Below are 17849 nucleotides of genomic sequence, written 5' to 3'. Positions count from 1 at the left end.
TATGACATGCGACACACCGTTCGGGCAAGGGCTTCCCGGCGTTCCGGCCCCTTCGGAGCGTCGGCCGCGCGCACTAGGGTGTCCGGCACGCGGTCCCGGAGCGGCCCGCACGGCAGACGAGGGGGCACGATGCGACGTCCGACGCTGGAGGCGGTCGCGGCGCGGGCCGGGGTCTCCCGGGCGACCGTGTCGCGGGTGGTGAACGGGCGGACGACCGTCGACCCCGAGATCCGCGACGCCGTGCTGCGCGCGGTCGACGAGCTGGGCTACGTGCCCAACTCCGCGGCCCGCAGCCTGGTCACACAGCGGACCGACTCGATCGCCCTGGTGGTCTCCGAGCCCCCCACGCGGGTGTTCTCCGACGACCCGCTGTTCTCCCTGGTGGTGCGCACCGCGGGCAGCGAACTGGAGAAGGCCGGCAAGCAGGTGGTGCTGATGCTGGCCAGCTCCACCCCCGCGCAGGAGCGCGTCGAGCGCTACGTCGCCGGCGGCCACGTCGACGGCGTGATGTTCGTGTCCATGCACGGCGGCGACGCGCTGCCCGCCGCGATCATGCGGCTGGGCGTGCCCGTGGTCTCCTACGGCCGGCCTGCCGTGGCGGTCGACCTACCGCACGCCGACAACGACAACCGGGGCGGCGCCGCCCAGGCGGTACGCCACCTGCGCGCCACCGGCCGCCGCCGGATCGCCACCATCGCCGGGCCGGGCGACATGATCGGCGGCCAGGACCGCCTCGCGGGGTACCGCGACGCGCTGGAGGGCGGCCCCGAGCTGGTGGCCGAGGGCGACTTCACCCGGGCGTCGGGGGCCGACGCGATGGAGCGGCTGCTGGCGGCCGACCCCGGCCTGGACGCCGTGTTCGCCGCCAACGACCTCATGGCCATCGGGGCGCTGCGGGCGCTGCGCCGGGCGGGCCGCCGGGTGCCCGACGACGTCGCCGTGGTCGGGTTCGACGACATCGAGGCGGCGCGGTTCACCGAGCCGCCGCTGACCACGGTCCGCCACCCGGTGGTCGAGCAGGCCACCGCCATGGTGCGGCTGCTGCTGACCCCGCCGCGCGAGCGCGGCGCCGACCGCGTGGTGCTGCCGACCGAGCTGGTCGTCCGCGACTCCGGCTGACCGCGCGCCGCCGCCTCCGCGCACCCCGCGAACGGACGGCCCCGGCGGCGGATGCCGCCGGGGCCGCGTTGGACGGCCGTCCCGGGCAAGGGGAGGAGTGGAGAGCCGGAACGGCCGCCGCCGGGGTGAGGGGTCAGTGCGCGGTCGCCTTCTCCGCCCCTACACCGGTGAGCGAGCGGACCTCCATCTCGGCCTGCTTCGCCCGGTCACCCGGCTTGCTCAGCACCGTACCGAGCCAGCCGAGCAGGAACGACAGCGGGATGGAGACCAGGCCCGGATTCTCCAGCGGGAACCAGGAGAAGTCCACCCCCTTGATCATCGAGGTCTCGGCCCCGGACACCGCCGGGGAGAACACGATGAGGGTGATGGTGACGGCCAGGCCGCCGTAGATGCTCCACAGGGCGCCGGCCGTGTTGAAGCGCCGCCAGAACAGCGAGTACAGGATCGTCGGCAGGTTGGCCGAGGCCGCGACCGCGAAGGCGAGCGCCACCAGGAACGCCACGTTCTGCTCGCGGGCCAGGATGCCACCGACGATCGACACCGCGCCGATCACCAGGGCGGTCACCCGGGCCACCCGCACCTCGGCGTTCTTGTCGTCGACCTTGCCCTTCTTGATGACGTTGGCGTAGACGTCGTGGGCGAAGGACGCGGACGCGGTGATGGTGAGCCCGGCGACGACCGCGAGGATGGTCGCGAACGCCACCGCCGCGATGAACCCGAGGAGCACCGGGCCGCCCAGTTGGAGCGCGAGCAGGGGTGCCGCCGAGTTCACTCCACCGGGTGCCGAGGTGATGCGCTCGGCCCCCACCAGCGCGCCCGCACCGTACCCGAGGACCAGGGTGAACAGGTAGAACACGCCGATGAGGCCGATGGCCCACACGACCGAGCGGCGGGCCTCCTTGGCCGTGGGCACGGTGTAGAAGCGCATCAGCACGTGCGGCAGGCCCGCGGTGCCCAGCACCAGGGCGATGCCCAGCGAGAGGAAGTTGAGCTTGGTGATCTCGCTGACGCCGTACTGGGCGCCGGGCGCCAGCAGCGCCTCGCCCTTGCCGCCCTCCATGGCCACCGCGTCGGCGAGCAGGTCGGACAGGTTGAACCCGTAGAGGGCGAGCACCCACACCGTCATCGCGAACGCGCCGCTGATGAGCAGCACGGCCTTGATGATCTGCACCCAGGTGGTGCCCTTCATACCGCCGATGAGCACGTAGAGGATCATGACGACGCCGACGGCGGCGATCACGGCGGCCTGCCCCGCGGCGCCGGTGATCCCGAGCAGCAGGTTGACCAGGCTGCCGCCGCCCGCCATCTGCGCGAGCAGGTAGAAGAAGGAGACGGCGAGCGTGGAGATGGCGGCCGCGGCCCGCACCGGGCGCTGCCGCATCCGGAAGGCGAGCACGTCGCCCATGGTGAACTTGCCGGTGTTGCGGAGCAGTTCGGCGACGAGCAGCAGGGCCACCAGCCAGGCGACCAGGAACCCGATGGAGTAGAGGAACCCGTCGTAGCCGTTGAGGGCGATGGCGCCGCAGATACCGAGGAAGGACGCCGCCGACAGGTAGTCGCCCGCGATGGCGATGCCGTTCTGCGGGCCGCTGAAGGCGCGCCCGGCCGCGTAGTAGTCCGACGCCGTCTTGGTGTTGCGGCTGGCGCGGAACACGATGATGAGGGTGATCGCCACGAAGGCGCCGAAGATGGCCATGTTCAGGCCCGGGTTGATGCCCTCGATCGCGGTCTGGGCCAGGTTCGTCCCGCCGTTCATTCGCCGCTCCCCTCGAGCCGCTCGCGGATGCCGGCGGCCAGCGGGTCGAGCCGGCGGTTGGCGTAGCGCACGTACAGGCCGGTGATGACGAACGTCGACACGAACTGGAGCAGGCCGAAGACCAGGCCGACGTTGATGTTGCCGACGAGCTTGATGGCCATGAAGTCGTGGGCGTAGTCGGCGACCAGGACGTAGAGCAGGTACCAGCCGAGGAAGAACGCGGTCATCGGGAAGACGAAGACCCGGAGCCGGCGGCGCAGCTCGGTGAACTCGGGGCTCGCCTGCACCGCCTCCCAGTCCTCGCCGGGCGGATTCCCGACGTCCCTTTCCGTACTCGTCACAGCAGAACCTCCGCGGGGGCGTTCGGTGTGTCCGGGGACACATGTGTTCCACGCCACAGTAGGGAGGAGGCGGGCCGGAGGACAGCCCGGCGGGGCCGGAACCGCGCGCGGCGCGACGAACGGGCGACGAACGGCGCCCCCGCCGCGACGAGCGGCGCTCAGCCGGGCCGGCGCCCGGTGCCGCGGGCGCGGGTGTCCTCGTCGAGGTGGAGCCGGAGCAGGGCGGCGCGCGACCACGGCGCGGGGCGGCCGCACAGCGACACGGCCGCGGTGGCGGCGAACGCCAGGGGCACCGACCACGGCGCCGGGCGGGTCACGAGCAGCCCCCACACCCCGTCGACGGGCGGCCCGAACAGCGCCACGGCGATCGCGCCGCAGGAGGCGAGCAGCCCGGTCAGCACCCCGGTGATCGCGCCGGCGGTGGTCAGCCGCGGCCACCATATCCCGAGCACCAGCAGCGGGCAGAAGGTGGAGGCCGCGACGGTGAACCCCCAGGTCACCAGGGTGCCCGCGTCGATGGCGGCCGCCTGGAGCGCGAGCAGCACGGTGACGGCGGCGACCGGCACGACCGTGATCCGCAGTCCGCGCAGCCCGCCGGGCAGCAGGTCGTGGGCGATGGCGCCCGACATCACCAGCAGCAGGCCGAGGGAGGTGGCGAGGAACGCGGCGAAGGCGCCCATGGTGAGCAGCGACGTCATCACCGTGCCGCCCCACCCGGGGTCGACCCGGCTGGGCAGCGCCACCACCACGGTGTCGGTCGCCCCGGACAGGTACAGCTCCGGCACCAGCACCCGGCCCAGGGCCCCGTAGACGCCGGGGAACAGGTAGAACACGCCGAGCAGGGCGACGGTGATCGCGGCGGTGCGCCGGGCGGCGCGGCCGTCGGGGCTGGTGTGGAACCGCATGAGCACGTGCGGCAGGCCCATGGTGCCCAGGGCGGTGGCGATGAGCACCGCCCAGGTGCCCAGCACCGGGTGCCCGGTGTCGTTCGGGTCGAGCAGCGGCCGCGCCCAGTCGTCGCCGCCGGGCGGGGGCCCGCCGCCGGTCTCGGGGACCGCCGCGCCCTCGGGGAACACCAGGACGGTGCCGGCCGCCACGGCGTGCCGGCCGGACGTCAGCACGTCGGCGGTCCCGTCGGGGCGGTGCACCGGGGTGGGCTCGTCGACCAGCAGCACCGCGTCGGTCTGGAAGGACACCGGGGTGTCGGCGGCGAAGCGGGTGAACTCCACCGGGTGCAGGGCGGCGGTCCGCACCTCCGGCCCGGCCTGCGCCACCAGCCAGACCGCGGGGACGATGAACAGCAGCAGCTTGAGCCCGAACTGGAAGGCCTGCACGTAGGTCGCGGCCCGCATCCCGCCGAGCGCGAGGGTGACGCTGACCGCCGCCCCGGCGATCACCACCCCCGCCCAGTAGGGCCAGGTGGTGACCGCGGCGAGCACCTGCCCGGCCGCGCTGAACTGCGGCACCGCGTACAGGCCGCCGATGACCAGCACGACGACCGCGGTGATCCGCCGCAGCGCGGGCGAGGCGAGGCGGGCCTCGGCGAAGTCGGGGACGGTGAGCGCGCCCGTGCGCCGCATCGGCGCGGCCACGAGGACGAGCATGGCGACGTACCCGGCGGTGAACCCCACCGGGTACCACAGGGCGCCCACCCCGTCCTTGACGAACAGCCCGGCGACCCCGAGGAACGACGCCGCCGACAGGTACTCGCCGGACACTGCGGCCGAGTTCAGCAGCGGCGACACCCGGCGCGAGGCCACCAGGAAGTCGGAGGTGGTGCGCAGCGCCGCCACCCCGCGCACCCCGATGAGCAGGGTGCCCAGGACCACCAGGGCGACGGCGGCGAGGGCCGCCATCACCGCCGCCGCTCCGCGCGCTCGGCGGCGCGGAGCTGGGCGAAGGCCAGCAGCGCCATGGCCGGGTAGGGCAGCACGGCCAGCAGCAGCCACGACACCGGGACGCCGAGCAGCCGCACGGTGTCGAGCGCCGGCCAGGCGGTGAACACCAGCGGCAGCCCCAGCAGCAGACCGGCGAGGGCGAGCAGCACCGGCAGGCCGATGGCCCGCTGCCGGCGGTACAGGGCGGCGGCGCGCTCGGCGTCGCCGGGGTCGAGCGCCGGCACCCGCCACCGGCCGCGCGCCCGGCCGCGCGCGTGGGCGAGCCGGGTCTGCGGACTCGACACGGCGACCCGGCGCACGCGGGTCATCCGGGCCGCCCCGGTCCGGCGCCGTCGAACTCGCCGCTGCGGGCGGCGCTCAGCAGCCGTTCGCGCAGCTCGCGGGCGTGCCGCCGGCTGACCGGCACGTCGCCCAGGTCGGTGTGGGCCAGCAGGCCGCCGACGGAGTCGCTGCGCAGCTCCCGGACGGCGGCCAGCGCGACCAGGTAGCCGCGGTGCACCCGGAGGAACCCGGCGGGCGCCCAGTACTCCTCCAGCCGGGAGATGGGCATGCGCACCAGGTGCGCGCCCGAGGCGGTGTGCAGCCGCACGTAGTCGCCGTTGGCCTCGGCGAAGCGGACGTCACCGCGGCGCACGTAGCGGGTGCGGCCGGCGGCCTCCACGGCGATGACCGGCATGGTCTCGGGGCGGTCGGCGCCGGGCCCGGCGGCGGAGCGGGTGCCAGCCATGCGGACGACCTTGGTCAGCGCGGTGGCCAGCCGCTCGGCGCGCACCGGCTTGAGCAGGTAGTCGACGGCGCCGATGCCGTAGGCGGTGACGGCGTGCTCCTCGTGCGCGGTCACGAACACGATGACCGGCGGCTCGCTCAGCTTGGCCAGCAGCGACGCCAGCTCGATGCCGTCCAGGCCGGGCATGGAGATGTCCAGGAACACCGCGTCGAACCGGTCGCCCTGGAGGGAGCGGAGCGCGTCGAGGGGGTCGGCGGCGCCGACGACCTCGGCCACCTCGGGGGCGCGGCGCAGCAGCCGGCAGAGTTCGTCGAGGGCCGGGCGGACGTCGTCGACGGCCAGCACCCGCAGCCCCGGGGCGGACGGCATCACGGCATCACTCCCGGCTGGAATCGGGGCACGCGCACCACGACCCGGGTGCCCGCGCCGACCTGGGTCTCGACCACCAGCCCGTACCAGGCGCCGTAGACGTGCCGCAGGCGGCGGTCGACGTTGGCCAGGCCGACGCTGCCCGCGCTGCCGCGCCCGGCGAGGACGGCCTCGGCGGCGGCGGGGTCCATGCCGACGCCGTCGTCCTCGACCGCGATGACGCAGTCGCCGCCCTCGGCCTCGCCCGACACCTGCACCAGCCCGGGGGCGCCGGCGCGGGGTTCGATGCCGTGCCGCACGGCGTTCTCGACCAGGGGCTGCAGCACCAGGTAGGGCACCGCGACGCCCAGCACCTCGGGGGCGACGCGGACCTGCACGCGCAGCCGGTCGCCGAGCACGGCCCGCTGCAGCGCCAGGTAGGTCTCGATGGCGTGGAACTCGTCGGAGAGGGTGGTGTACTCGCCGTGCCGGGCCAGGCTGTAGCGGGTGTAGTCGGCGAAGTCGACCATCAGCTCGCGGGCGCGGTCGGGGTCGGAGCTGACCAGCGACGCGATGACGGTCAGCGCGTTGTAGACGAAGTGCGGGGAGATCTCGGCGCGCAGGGCCCGCAGTTCGGCGCGGGCGGCCTGCTCGGCCGACGCCTCCAGCCGGGCGCGGCGCAGCGCGTCGGTGACCCAGGCGGCGGCCTCGCGCACCACCGCGCCGCGGACGCGGCCGGTGACGGCGAGGACCCCGGCGAGCTGGTCGTCGACGTGCAGCGGCACCACGGTCAGCGCGGGGCCGCCGCGGGGGGCCTCGGCGTGCAGGACCTCCTCGACCAGCGGGGCGGCGGTGGTGGCGGGCGCCGGGCGGCCGGCCCACTGCAGTCGGCCGGACAGGTCGGCGACGGCCAGCCCGGGGACGCCGAGCAGCCGCCGCAGCCGTCGCACCGCGCGGTGGGCGCCCGCCCCGGCGAGCCCGTCCTTGAGGTCGTCGGCGACGCCGCGGGCGGTGCGCAGCGCGGCCAGCGGGTCGGGGCGCGACCGCGGCCGCCACCCCGTGGTCGGGCGGCGGCGGTGCCGGTCCGGGTGCCGGTCCGGCGGCTGCATGGGGGTTCTCATCATCACTGGCCGGGGGATGCGGATGGGGCGGTGTGGTGGTGGACACGCGTCGGGCGACCGTTCGTCGCGCCCGCCGCGCCGTCCGTCGCGGAAACGCTACTGGTGGCCGTGCGGCCCGTGTCCTGCCGGGCCCCTTGATCCTACGGTGGTCGCCGAAGGTCGTGGGCATCACGTACGTCAGGAGTTGACATGGGCGAGGAAGTGTTGTCGAACCTGATGGGCGAGGGCCGGTCGTTCCCGCCGAGCGCCGACTTCGCCGCGAAGGCCAACGCGACGGCGGCGCTGTACGACGAGGCCGACGCCGACCGCGAGGCCTTCTGGGCCGAGCAGGCGCGCCGACTGGAGTGGGCGACCCCGTTCACCCGGGTCCTCGACTGGTCGAACGCCCCCTACGCCGAGTGGTTCGCCGACGGCCGGCTCAACGTGGCCCGCAACTGCGTCGACCGGCACGTCGAGGACGGCCACGGCGACCAGGTCGCCCTGCACTGGGTGGGCGAGCCGGGCGACACCCGCGACATCACCTACGCCGAGCTGCGCGACGAGGTCTGCCGGGCCGCCAACGCGCTGGCGTCGCTGGGCCTGGAGGCCGGCGACCGGGTGGCGATCCAGCTGCCGATGGTGCCCGAGGCGATCGTGGCGATGCTGGCGTGCGCCCGGCTGGGGCTGACCCACAGCGTGGTGTTCGGCGGCTTCTCCCCCGCCGCGCTGCGGTCGCGGGTGGACGACGCCGCGGCGCGGGTGGTCATCACCTCCGACGGCCAGTACCGGCGCGGCGCGGCGGCGCCGATGAAGGCCAACGTGGACGAGGCGCTGGAGGGCGCCGCGAGCGTCGAGAAGGTCGTCGTGGTGCGCCGCACCGGCACCGACGTGCCGTGGACCGAGGGCCGCGACGTGTGGTGGCACGACCTGCTGGAGGGGCGGCCGACCGAGCACGCGGCGGAGGCGTTCCCCGCCGAGCACCCGCTGTTCATCCTGTACACGTCCGGTACCACCGGCCGGCCGAAGGGCATCCTGCACACGTCGGGCGGCTACCTGACCCAGGCGGCCTACACCCACCGGGTGGTGTTCGACCACCGCCCCGGCGAGGACGTGTACTGGTGCACGGCCGACATCGGCTGGATCACCGGGCACACCTACATCGTGTACGGGCCGCTGGCCAACCGGGCGACCCAGGTCGTCTACGAGGGCACCCCCAACACCCCGCACGAGGGGCGTCACTGGGAGATCGTGCAGCGCTACGGGGTGTCGGTGTACTACACGGCGCCGACCCTCATCCGCACGTTCATGAAGTGGGGCGCCGAGATCCCGGCCCGCTACGACCTGTCGTCGCTGCGGGTCCTGGGCAGCGTGGGCGAGCCCATCAACCCCGAGGCGTGGCTGTGGTACCGGGAGAACATCGGCGGCGGCACGGCGCCGGTGGTCGACACCTGGTGGCAGACCGAGACCGGGGCGATCATGGTCTCCCCGCTGCCGGGGGTGACGGCGGCCAAGCCGGGGTCGGCGCAGCGGGCGCTGCCGGGCATCGGGGTGAAGGTGGTCGACGGCGACGGCGCCGAGGTGGGCCGCGGCTCCGGCGGCTACCTGGTGCTGGACCGGCCGTGGCCGGCGATGCTGCGCGGGGTGTGGGGCGACGACGCCCGCTTCCGCGACACCTACTGGTCGCGCTTCGCCGACCAGGGGTTCTACTTCGCGGGCGACGGCGCCAAGTACGACGCCGACGGCGACGTGTGGCTGCTGGGCCGGGTGGACGACGTCATGAACGTGTCGGGGCACCGCATCTCCACCACCGAGGTGGAGTCGGCGCTGGTGTCGCACCCGACCGTCGCCGAGGCGGCGGTGGTGGGCGCCAGCGACCCGACCACCGGGCAGGCCATCGTCGCGTTCGTGATCCTGCGCGGCGGCGCCGCGCGGGAGGAGGGCGCGGGCGGCGCCGAGGCCGTGGCGGCGCTGCGCGCGCACGTCGCGCGGGAGATCGGGCCGATCGCCAAGCCGCGGCAGATCCTCGTCGTGCCGGAGCTGCCCAAGACCCGCTCCGGCAAGATCATGCGCCGGCTGCTGCGGGACGTGGCGGAGAACCGGGAGGTCGGCGACGTGACGACGCTGGCGGACTCCTCGGTGATGGAGTCGATCTCCGCCGGCCTGCGCCCGCGCGCCGTGTTCGGCGCGCGCGCTTTCGGGCAGTCGTGGGGGTCCACGTCCGCGAGAGCGAGGAAGTGCCATGACCACCGCGCAGAACGCCCCCGATCTGATCGACGTGATCGTCAGCGACCACCGCGAGGTCGAGCGGATCTTCACCGAGCTGGAGTCGGCGGGGCTGACCGCCGAGCGCCGCCGCGACCTGGTCGACCACGTCGTGGCCGAGCTGGTCCGCCACTCGGTGGCGGAGGAGCAGTACATGTACCCCGCCGCGCGCAAGGTGCTGCCCGACGGCGACGAGATCGTGGACCACGAGCTGGAGGAGCACGCCGAGGCCGAGCAGGTCATGCGGGACATCACCCGGCTCGACCCCGGCGACCCCGCCTACGACGAGCGGGTGCGGGCCCTCATCGCCGACATCCGGCACCACATCCAGGACGAGGAGCGCGACCTGCTCCCCCGGCTGCGCTCGGCCTGCGACACCACGGAGCTGCGCGAGCTGGGCCGCAAGGTCCTCCAGGCGAAGAAGTCCGCGCCCACCCGGCCGCACCCGGCCGCGCCGGACACCCCGCCGCTGAACAAGGTGCTGGACCCGGGCGCGGGCCTGGTCGACCGGATGCGCGACGCGCTGACCGGCCGCGACGTCTGACCGCCGACCCGCCGCGCCCCGCCCGGCGACACGCCGCGGCGGCGGTTGAGTCCACCGGCCCGCGGTAGTAGACCGGCTTCGAGGCCGACGGGCGGGGGTGGCGCTGATGGCGGTGGCCGGGCGGGTGCGGCGGGCGGCGGCGGCCGCGCTGGTGCTGCTGGCCGCCGGGGGGTGCGTCCCGGGCCCGGCGCTGACCGCCGCCGCCTACCGGGAGCACGCCGCGCAGAGCGCGACGGGGCTGCTGTCGGCGGTGCGCACCGGGCTCATCGCCGGCGGGCTCGCCGCCGATGACCGCGCCCTGCCCACCGTGGTGGACACCGCCGTGAGCGAGGCCGAGGACGACGCCCGCTCCATCGCCGACTCCTTCGGCACCCGGCAGCCGCCGCACCCGGCCTCGGACCTGCTGCGGACCCGCGTCGCCGCGCTCGCCGCCGACGCCGAGGACGGCCTGACCGAACTGCGGATCGCCCTGCGCCGCGGCGACGCCGACCGCGCCGGGACCGCGCGGCGCGGGCTCACCGCGACCGCCGCGGAGCTGGAGTCGGTCGTCGGCGAGGAGACCGCGGGGTGAGGCGGTTGCTCGGGTTCACGCTGGGGTTCCTCACCGCGATCGGCGGGTTCCTCGACATCGGCGACCTCGTCGCGAACTCGCTGGTGGGCGCCCGCTTCGGGATGTCCCTGGCGTGGGTGGTGCCGGTCGGGGTGGTCGGCGTGATGCTGTTCAGCGAGATGTCGGGGCGGGTGGCGGCCGTCAGCGGCCGGGCGACGTTCGACCTGGTGCGGGAGCGGATGGGCGCCCGCGCGGGGCTGGTCAACCTCCTCGCGTCCTACGTCATCACCCTGCTGACCCTGGCCGCCGAGATCGGCGGCGTCGCCCTCGCCCTGGAGCTGGCGAGCAGCGTCCACCACCTGCTGTGGGTGCCGGTGGTGGCGGTCCTGGTGTGGGTGGTCGTCTGGCGGCTGCCGTTCTCCTGGATGGAGCAGACCTACGGGCTGCTGGGGCTGGCGCTGGTGGCGTTCGCCGTGGCGCTGTGGGCGCTCGGGCCCGACTGGGGCGCCCTGCTCAGCGGGGCGCTGCACCCGGCGCCGCCGCCCGGGGAGGCGTGGTCGGCGTGGTGGTACTACGCCATCGCGGTGTTCGGCGCCGCCATGACCCCCTACACGGTGCTGTTCTTCTCGTCCAGCGGCGTCGAGGAGGGGTGGACCGCGCGGGACCTGGCGCGGTCGCGGCTCAACGTGTTCATCGGGTTCCCGCTGGGCGGCCTGCTGGCGCTGGCGATCATGGGCTGCGCGGCGGTGCTGTTCCAGCCGGCCGGGGTGCGAGTGGAGCACCTGTCGCAGGTCACCCTGCCGGTCGCGGCGGCCCTGGGCCGCATCGGGCTGGTGGTGGTGCTCGTGGGCGTGTTCGCGGCGACGTTCGGCGCCGCCCTGGAGGCCGCGCTGGCCGGCGGCTACGGGGTCGCCCAGTACTTCGGGTGGGCGTGGGGGAAGAACCGCGCCCCGGCGTCGGCGCCCCGGTTCCACGCGGTGTTGCTGACGACCCTGCTGCTGGCGACCGCCCTGATCCTCACCTCGCTCGACCCCATCGCGGTGACCGAGTACTCCATCGTGCTGTCGGCGGCCGCGCTGCCGCTGACCTACCTGCCCATCCTCGTCGTGGCCAACGACCGCGACTACCTGGGCGACCGGGTGAACTCGCGGTTCACCAACATCCTGGCGACGGCCTACCTGGCGCTGGTGCTGGTGGTCTCCGTCGTCACCATCCCACTGATGGTCTACACGAAGGCGGGGCAGTGACCGTGCCCGACGACGACGCGCGACCGGAGCCGATGCGCCTGGGGTTCACGGCGCTGGACCGGCAGATCTACGACGCCGACGGCCGCAGCGTCGGCAAGGTGGACGACATCGAGCTGTCCTGGGACGGCACCGCGGCCCGCCCGGTGGTGACCGCGCTGCTCACCGGCGGCGCGGCGCTGGGGCCGCGCATCGCCGGGCGGCCGGGCCGGCTCTGGGCGGCGCTGCTGCGCCGGCTCCGGCCGGACGCCCCCGAACCGGTGCGGCTGCCGATCGGCGGCGTCGCCGCGTTCCGCCCGGCCGTGCGGCTGTCGTCGCCGGCCCCGGCGGAGGTGTGGGCGGTCGAGGACTGGCTGCGGGACCACGTGATCGGACGCGTCCCGGGGGCCGGCCGTGCCGACGATAACGGTCGGTGACCTCGTCGGGCGGCGCGTGGTCGACCGGTCGGGCGCGGTGGTCGGCACGGTCCAGGACGTCGTCGTGCGCCGGACCGCGCCGGGGATCTACGAGGTGACGGGGCTGGTCGCCGGGCGCAGCGCCCTGGCCGGGCACTGGGGGTACGGCGGGTCGCTGCGGCCGCCGACCCCGCTGCGCGGCGTGCTGCGGTGGATGCGCCGCCACGAGCGCCACGTGCGCTGGGAGCAGGTGGCCGCGGTGGAGGAGGGGGTGGTCCGGGTGGCGGTCGACGCCGCGACGCTCGACCGGTGGTGGCACGGCCGGGAGCCCGACTAGGACGCGCGCTCGGGTCCCCGCGCGCCCGACGCCGCACGGGGACCCGGCCGGGTGCGGGGGCGGCCGCACGGGCGGCCGCCCCGCGCGGTCTAGGCCAGGCCCTCGGCGACACGGTCGCGGACCACGGTGTCGAACACCTCGGCGAAGGCGTCCCCGGGGCAGGCGGTCGTCAGCCAGTCGCGGTGCCGCCCCAGCGCCGGGCCGGGTGTCACGGCGCCGGTGTCGGGGTGGGTGTAGTCGATCCGGCCGCGCGGGTCCACCCCGGTGACCGCGCACAGCAGGCGCAGCACGGCGACCAGGGCGTCCTGCGCCGCCGCCGTGGGCAGCGTGTCGGTGAAGTCGCCGAGCAGGCAGACGCCGATGTTGCCGTGGTTGACGCCGTAGGCGTGGCCGGCGGTGACCACCCGGGCCCGGCCGGGCGACGGCACCTCGGAGAAGACGGGGACGCGGTCCGCGCCGGAGTGCCGGCCCTCGTAGACCACCCCGCGGGGGTCGATGAGCAGGTGGTAGCCGATGTCGCCCCACGCCTGCTCGACGGCGTGCAGGTGGTAGACGGCGCGCACGTCGGCGGCGTGGTCGCCGGTGGTCGCCATGGCGGTGTGGTGGACGGTGACGGCCTGGACGGGGTGGAACACCGCCGGCCACAGGTCGGTGCCGTCCTCGTCGAAGCGCCAGGACTCGTCGGCGCCCCACCCGGCGCGGGTGCGCAGCCGCAGGGCCGCGACGTCGGCGCCCCCGGCGCCCTCGGCGGACAAGGAGGTCCGCTCGGGGCCGGCGACGCGCAGCGCCTCGCCATCGAACAGGTTCACGGCGGCGGCCTCCCCCTCGATGTCGGCCTGGTAGCCGGTGGCACCCTCCGGGGCCCGGACCAGGGCCGATCCGACGGGGCCGCGGTCGTCGCGGCCCTCGGCGTGCAGGTGCAGGGGCGTCCACTCCCCCGGGCCGGCGGGGCCCTCGAACCGGATGGCGCCCCTGGCGCCGGGGCGGCCGGTGACGGCCACGACGTCGAACGGCCGCTCGGGGCGGACGAGTCCGCCCGCGCGGGCGGACTCCGCCAGGACGCGGGGGGCGGCGGCGTCGGCGTGGGCGGGGCGTCCCGCCGGGAGGGTGGCGCCCAGCCCGGTGAGGCCGACCGCGGCGGTGGCACCGGTGAGGAATGTGCGTCGTCGCATAGGGGGGTTCCGTTTCTGTCCGCTGTGCTGTCCTCCCCTGGCCCCGGGGAGGGGCGACATCCTCGCACACCGATGTGTGCGGATCATGGTGCCCGCCGGGCCGGGCCCGGCGGCGGGGCCGGGCCGGGGGCCGCTACGCTGCGGGGTGGGGCGGCCCCGCCCGGTGCGGCCGCCCGCTGAACGCCATCGCGCTGCGGCGCCGTGAGGGGAGCACCCATGGAGTTCGACATGGTGGTCGAGATCCCGCAGGGGTCGCGCAACAAATACGAGATGGACCACGGGGTGGGCCGCATCCGGCTCGACCGGGCCCTGTTCACCGCCACCACCTACCCGGCCGACTACGGCTACCTGCCGGGCACGCTCGCCGAGGACGGCGACCCGCTGGACGCCATGGTGCCGCTGGACAAGCCGTCGTTCCCCGGGTGCGTGGTGCGGGTGCGGCCCGTCGCCGTGTTCTGGATGCGCGACGAGCGCGGCCCCGACGCCAAGGTGCTGTGCATGCCCGCGGGCGACCCCCGCCTGGAGCACGTCCGCGACCTGCGCAACCTGCCCGAGTTCCAGGTCAACGAGATCACCCACTTCTTCGACATCTACAAGCGGCTGGAGCCGGGCAAGAGTTCGGAGGTGCGCGGCTGGCAGGACCGGGCCGCCGCCGAGGAGACCGTGCGCGACGCCCAGCGCCGCGCGGCCGGGCAGGCCGGCTGACGCCGCTCCGGGCGGTGCCGACCACGCCCCGCGGGTGCGGCCGGGTCAGTCCGCCACGCCGTCCCAGAGGCGGCGGGTGGCGGCGCCGGGGTCGTGGACCACGGCCGACACCGGGGCGGCGAACCGCATGACCGGGCGCCGGTCGGGGTTCCACGGCTCCCACCCGGGGTCGCCGGTGCGGGCGAACCGCACCCAGGCGCCGTGCATCTCGTCGGCGAGGTGCTGCGGCGCGTCCGGGCCGGCGAGGGTGCGCGGGCCGAGCGCGTCGAACACGAAGGGGATCTCCACGGCGTGGCAGGCGCCCAGCCGCCCCTCGAACAGTGGGGACTCCCAGGCGAACTCGTAGCCGTGGACCCGGGCGCCCGTGCGGGAGCGGGCCTCCATCAGCCGCTGGGCGGGGATGCGGAACACCGCGTCGGTGGCCACCGCGGCCACCGCCTCGCCCGGCCCGGCGACGCCCTCGGCCGCGAGGTAGGCGGCGGGCGCTCCGGCGGGCAGGCCGGCGGCGGCGGTCCGGGCGGCCAGGTGCTCCTCGGTGAGCAGCGCGGTGAGCCCGGGCGGGACCAGGTAGAGGCGGAACTCGTCGCGGTTGGTGCCGACGAGCAGGTCCACGTCGGCGCCCTCGCCCGCGCGGACGGCGTCGATCGGGCGGCGCGCCAGCACCTCGCCGTCCACGGCGGGGGCGAACGGGAGCAGCGCGGGGTCGGTGAAGCGGTCGCCCCACACGGCGGGGTCCGGGGTGCCGCCGCGCAGCTCCGCCGAGATGCGGGCCTGTTCGGCGAGCACCCGGTCGGCGGGGACCCCGGCCAGGCCCTCGGCCGTGGGCGGGACGCCGAGCCGGCCGGCGAGCACCCGGGCGACGGCCTCGGCGTCGGCGCGGGGCAGGGCGGTGTGCCCGGCGCCGGACTGGGCGACGGCGCGGCGGAACAGGCCGCGGGTGCGGGGCATCGACAGCAGGGTGACGGTGCTCATCGCGCCGGCGGACTCGCCGAACACCGTGACCTGGCCGGGGTCGCCGCCGAACGCGGCGATGTTGTCGCGCACCCACTCCAGGGCGGCGATCTGGTCGAGCAGGCCCCGGTCGGCGGGCGCGCCGTCGAGCAGGGCGAAGCCGTCGGCGCCGAGGCGGTAGTTGAAGGTGACCGCGACGACGCCGTCGCGGGCGAAGGCGGCGGCGTCGTAGGCGGGTTCGGAGCCGGAGCCGTTGGTGAACGCGCCGCCGTGGATCCACACCATGACGGGCAGCCCGGCGGCCCCGGGGTCGGGGGTCCACACGTTGAGGTTGAGCAGGTCGTCGCCTGGGACGTCGCGCTCGGCGAGCAGGGCGCCGAGGTCGCCGGGGTAGGGCACGCGGGGCGCGGTGGACCCGTGGGCGGTGGCGTCGCGCACCCCGTCCCACGGCTCGGGCGGCCGGGGCGCCCGGAACCGGTCGGGGCCGACGGGGGGCGCGGCGTAGGGGATGCCGAGGAACCTCGCCACCCCGCCGGCGGCACTGCCCCGCACCCGTCCGCTGCGCGTCGCCGCGACGACCTCCATGCGTCCTCCCCTGTGGCCGGTCCCGCCCCCGTTCCTATGCGTACCGACCGGTCGGTGTCAATGGGTGGGGGCGCCCGGCGGACGCGGACGGCCGCCGTCTAGCCTGGCCTCCTCGGCGCGGCCGCGCGCGCACCGACGAACGGAACGGAGTCGTCCCATGACCGCCCAGCCCGTCTCCCCCGATCTCGCCCGCGCCGTGTGGAGCGCGACGGAACCGCTGCACATCGCCGTCTACTTCACCCCCGAGCGGCTGCCCATCTACACCGATGCGGGCCTGGAACCGCAGGTCATGGGGTACTTCGCCACGCGTTCGGCGGCGCTGGGGCCGGTCGGCCCGGAGACCGTGGCCGCGACGTTCTACAACTTCTCCCCGGAGCTGATCCGGTCGGTCATCCCCAAGGCGTGGGAGGCCGCGCCGCCCGCGGCGGTGCTGGCCGCCCGGCTCCGGGCGGCCGACACGGCGCTGCGCGGCGTCCTCGGCGAGGCGGTGGCGTCCCCGGAGATGGCGGAGGCGGCGCGGCTCGCCCGCGCGGCGGCCGAGGACGCGGCGGGGCGGCCCCACGGGCGCCCGCTGTTCGCCGCGCACAGCGGGCTGCCCTGGCCCGAGGAGGACCACTTGGTGCTCTGGCACGCCGCCACGCTGCTGCGCGAGTACCGGGGCGACGGGCACATCGCGGCGCTGCTGCGGGCGGACCTCGGCCCGGTGGAGGCGCTCGTCACGCACGCGGCGGCGGGCACCTACCGGGCGTCCTCGCTGCGCCGGTCGCGCGGCTGGTCGGAGGAGGCGTGGGACGCGGGCGCGGCCGCGCTCGCCGAGCGCGGCCTGGTCGCCGTCGACGCGGAGGGCGGGCTGTCGCTCACCGAGGAGGGGGCGCGGGTCCGCGCGGGGATCGAGGCGGAGACCGACGCGCTGGCGGCGCCCCCGTACGCCGCGATCGGCGCGGACGGGTGCGCCCGTCTGATCGAGCTGGCGACCCCGTTCGCCGAGGCGGTCAAGGCCGCCGGCATCCTCCCGGGCACCCGCCGCCGCTGAACGGGGTGGTGCCGGGCGGTACGCCCCGCGCCGCCCGCCCGGCACCCCGCCGTGCCCCCCCGGCGCCGGGGCGGCCGAGGCCGGCGGCACCGCCCCGGGGCGTCCACCGGGCCGCGCGTCGGACCCGTCGCCGCCCCTGCCCCGGTCGGCGCGGCCCGGCCGGGCGGCGGCGCGGGCGGGCGCGAGGTCAGGCGCCGGCGGGAGCGAGGTAGGCGGCGACGAGGTGGCGGAGTTCGGCGGCGAGCGCGGGGCCGGGCAGGACGTCCTCGGTGAGGCGGCGGGAGGTCGCCGCGGCCTGGGCCGCCACGAGGACCATGCGGGCCAGCGCGTCGGGGTCGCCGGGGCGCACGGAGCCGTCAACCTGGCCGGCCGCGATCTCCGGGCGGATGGCGTCGAGCGCGGCCCGCTGGACCGCGCCCAGCCGGTGGAACGCGTAGGTGGCCAGCAGCTCGGGCTCGGTGTCGACGACCCGGGTGAACAGCGGGTGCCCGAGCAGCGCGGTCACCCCGTCGGCGGTGCGCCGCGCCAGCCGGTCGCGGGCCGTCCCCGTGCCGGGGTCGGGGGCGGCGCCGTCGAGCAGGGCGCGCAGTTCGCGGGTGAGCAGGTCGGCGACCAGGGCGCCGGCGTCGGGCCAGTGCCGGTACACGGTCGGCCTGCTGACCCCGGCGCGGCGGGCGACGTCGGCGAGCGTGGTGCGGCGGACGCCGAACGCCTCGACGCACGCGCGGGCGGCGTCGAGCACCCGGTCCTCGACGGTACGTTCTGACGGCATGTGTAAAACT

The 17849-nt window shown here is 76.0% G+C and carries 17 protein-coding genes and 1 pseudogene; 9 read left to right on the top strand and 9 right to left on the bottom strand.

Annotation, left to right across the window (positions count from 1 at the left end):
- The first annotated feature begins 129 nt into the window (after window positions 1-129).
- Window positions 130-1119: a LacI family DNA-binding transcriptional regulator gene (locus tag NT8_RS05060; protein ID WP_067964764.1), complete on the top strand. Its 990-nt coding sequence runs from the start codon at window positions 130-132 to the stop codon at window positions 1117-1119.
- A 133-nt stretch (window positions 1120-1252) separates the two neighbouring features.
- Here the strand turns inward: NT8_RS05060 and NT8_RS05055 are convergent, their stop codons facing one another.
- The 6 genes from NT8_RS05055 to NT8_RS05030 all read right to left on the bottom strand — a co-directional run bounded on the left by NT8_RS05055 (window position 1253) and on the right by NT8_RS05030 (window position 7208).
- Entirely contained in the window at window positions 1253-2875 is a 1623-nt protein-coding gene (locus NT8_RS05055; RefSeq protein WP_067964762.1) for a solute symporter family protein, read from the bottom strand.
- Entirely contained in the window at window positions 2872-3216 is a 345-nt protein-coding gene (locus NT8_RS05050; RefSeq protein ID WP_067964760.1) for a DUF485 domain-containing protein, read from the bottom strand. The genes NT8_RS05055 and NT8_RS05050 overlap by 4 nt, the downstream gene beginning before the upstream one ends.
- A 158-nt stretch (window positions 3217-3374) precedes the next feature.
- Window positions 3375-5072, bottom strand: a complete 1698-nt coding sequence (locus tag NT8_RS05045) for a sodium/solute symporter (protein ID WP_067964757.1) — start codon at window positions 5070-5072, stop codon at window positions 3375-3377.
- Window positions 5072-5422 (bottom strand): hypothetical protein, encoded by a 351-nt coding sequence (locus tag NT8_RS05040; RefSeq protein WP_067964755.1) that lies wholly within the window; start codon window positions 5420-5422, stop codon window positions 5072-5074. Before NT8_RS05040 ends, NT8_RS05045 begins: the two co-directional genes overlap by 1 nt.
- On the bottom strand, window positions 5419-6210 hold the full coding sequence (locus tag NT8_RS05035) for a LytR/AlgR family response regulator transcription factor (RefSeq protein ID WP_067964754.1): 792 nt from the start codon (window positions 6208-6210) through the stop codon (window positions 5419-5421). Before NT8_RS05035 ends, NT8_RS05040 begins: the two co-directional genes overlap by 4 nt.
- A complete protein-coding gene (locus NT8_RS05030) occupies window positions 6210-7208 on the bottom strand; it encodes a sensor histidine kinase (protein ID WP_394326566.1) in 999 nt (332 codons plus the stop codon). Before NT8_RS05030 ends, NT8_RS05035 begins: the two co-directional genes overlap by 1 nt.
- 291 nt (window positions 7209-7499) lie before the next feature.
- On the opposite strand from NT8_RS05030, the pseudogene acs reads away from it, so the two are divergent.
- The 6 genes and pseudogenes from acs to NT8_RS04990 form a co-directional block, all read left to right on the top strand.
- Window positions 7500-9455 (top strand): annotated as a pseudogene (gene acs, locus NT8_RS28340) (acetate--CoA ligase); the annotation flags it as partial.
- A 73-nt stretch (window positions 9456-9528) separates the two neighbouring features.
- On the top strand, window positions 9529-10095 hold the full coding sequence (locus NT8_RS05010; RefSeq protein WP_067964747.1) for a hemerythrin domain-containing protein: 567 nt from the start codon (window positions 9529-9531) through the stop codon (window positions 10093-10095).
- A gap of 106 nt (window positions 10096-10201) precedes the next feature.
- Window positions 10202-10666, top strand: a complete 465-nt coding sequence (locus NT8_RS05005; protein WP_157515533.1) for a hypothetical protein — start codon at window positions 10202-10204, stop codon at window positions 10664-10666.
- A complete protein-coding gene (locus NT8_RS05000; RefSeq protein ID WP_067964743.1) occupies window positions 10663-11892 on the top strand; it encodes an NRAMP family divalent metal transporter in 1230 nt (409 codons plus the stop codon). The genes NT8_RS05005 and NT8_RS05000 overlap by 4 nt, the downstream gene beginning before the upstream one ends.
- Window positions 11889-12305, top strand: a complete 417-nt coding sequence (locus NT8_RS04995) for a hypothetical protein (protein ID WP_245646034.1) — start codon at window positions 11889-11891, stop codon at window positions 12303-12305. The genes NT8_RS05000 and NT8_RS04995 overlap by 4 nt, the downstream gene beginning before the upstream one ends.
- Window positions 12283-12621, top strand: a complete 339-nt coding sequence (locus tag NT8_RS04990) for a PRC-barrel domain-containing protein (RefSeq protein WP_067964741.1) — start codon at window positions 12283-12285, stop codon at window positions 12619-12621. Before NT8_RS04995 ends, NT8_RS04990 begins: the two co-directional genes overlap by 23 nt.
- A gap of 89 nt (window positions 12622-12710) precedes the next feature.
- Here NT8_RS04990 and NT8_RS04985 read toward each other — a convergent pair whose 3' ends face one another.
- The gene (locus NT8_RS04985; RefSeq protein WP_067964739.1) at window positions 12711-13793 is read right to left on the bottom strand and encodes a peptidoglycan recognition protein family protein; all 1083 of its coding nucleotides are present in this window, start codon (window positions 13791-13793) and stop codon (window positions 12711-12713) included.
- Between the two features lie 216 nt (window positions 13794-14009).
- Between NT8_RS04985 and NT8_RS04980 the strand changes: the two genes are divergently transcribed.
- Window positions 14010-14498, top strand: a complete 489-nt coding sequence (locus tag NT8_RS04980; protein ID WP_067964738.1) for an inorganic diphosphatase — start codon at window positions 14010-14012, stop codon at window positions 14496-14498.
- 45 nt (window positions 14499-14543) lie between these two features.
- Here the strand turns inward: NT8_RS04980 and NT8_RS04975 are convergent, their stop codons facing one another.
- Window positions 14544-16034: a carboxylesterase/lipase family protein gene (locus NT8_RS04975; protein ID WP_067964736.1), complete on the bottom strand. Its 1491-nt coding sequence runs from the start codon at window positions 16032-16034 to the stop codon at window positions 14544-14546.
- A gap of 157 nt (window positions 16035-16191) precedes the next feature.
- Here NT8_RS04975 and NT8_RS04970 point away from each other — a divergent pair, with 157 nt between their 5' ends.
- Complete coding sequence (locus NT8_RS04970; protein ID WP_067964735.1) at window positions 16192-17067, top strand: SCO6745 family protein; 876 nt, start codon at window positions 16192-16194, stop codon at window positions 17065-17067.
- Between the two features lie 187 nt (window positions 17068-17254).
- Here the strand turns inward: NT8_RS04970 and NT8_RS04965 are convergent, their stop codons facing one another.
- The gene (locus NT8_RS04965) at window positions 17255-17839 is read right to left on the bottom strand and encodes a TetR/AcrR family transcriptional regulator (RefSeq protein ID WP_067964733.1); all 585 of its coding nucleotides are present in this window, start codon (window positions 17837-17839) and stop codon (window positions 17255-17257) included.
- Window positions 17840-17849 lie beyond the last annotated feature (10 nt).

Origin of the sequence: Nocardiopsis trehalosi NBRC 14201 (assembly GCF_001552555.1) — a bacterium.
In the GTDB taxonomy this organism is placed as follows: Bacteria; Actinomycetota; Actinomycetes; order Streptosporangiales; family Streptosporangiaceae; genus Nocardiopsis_B; species Nocardiopsis_B trehalosi.
The sequence above is the reverse complement of the archived record's forward strand: the minus strand, read 5'-3'. Positions and strand labels throughout refer to the sequence as shown.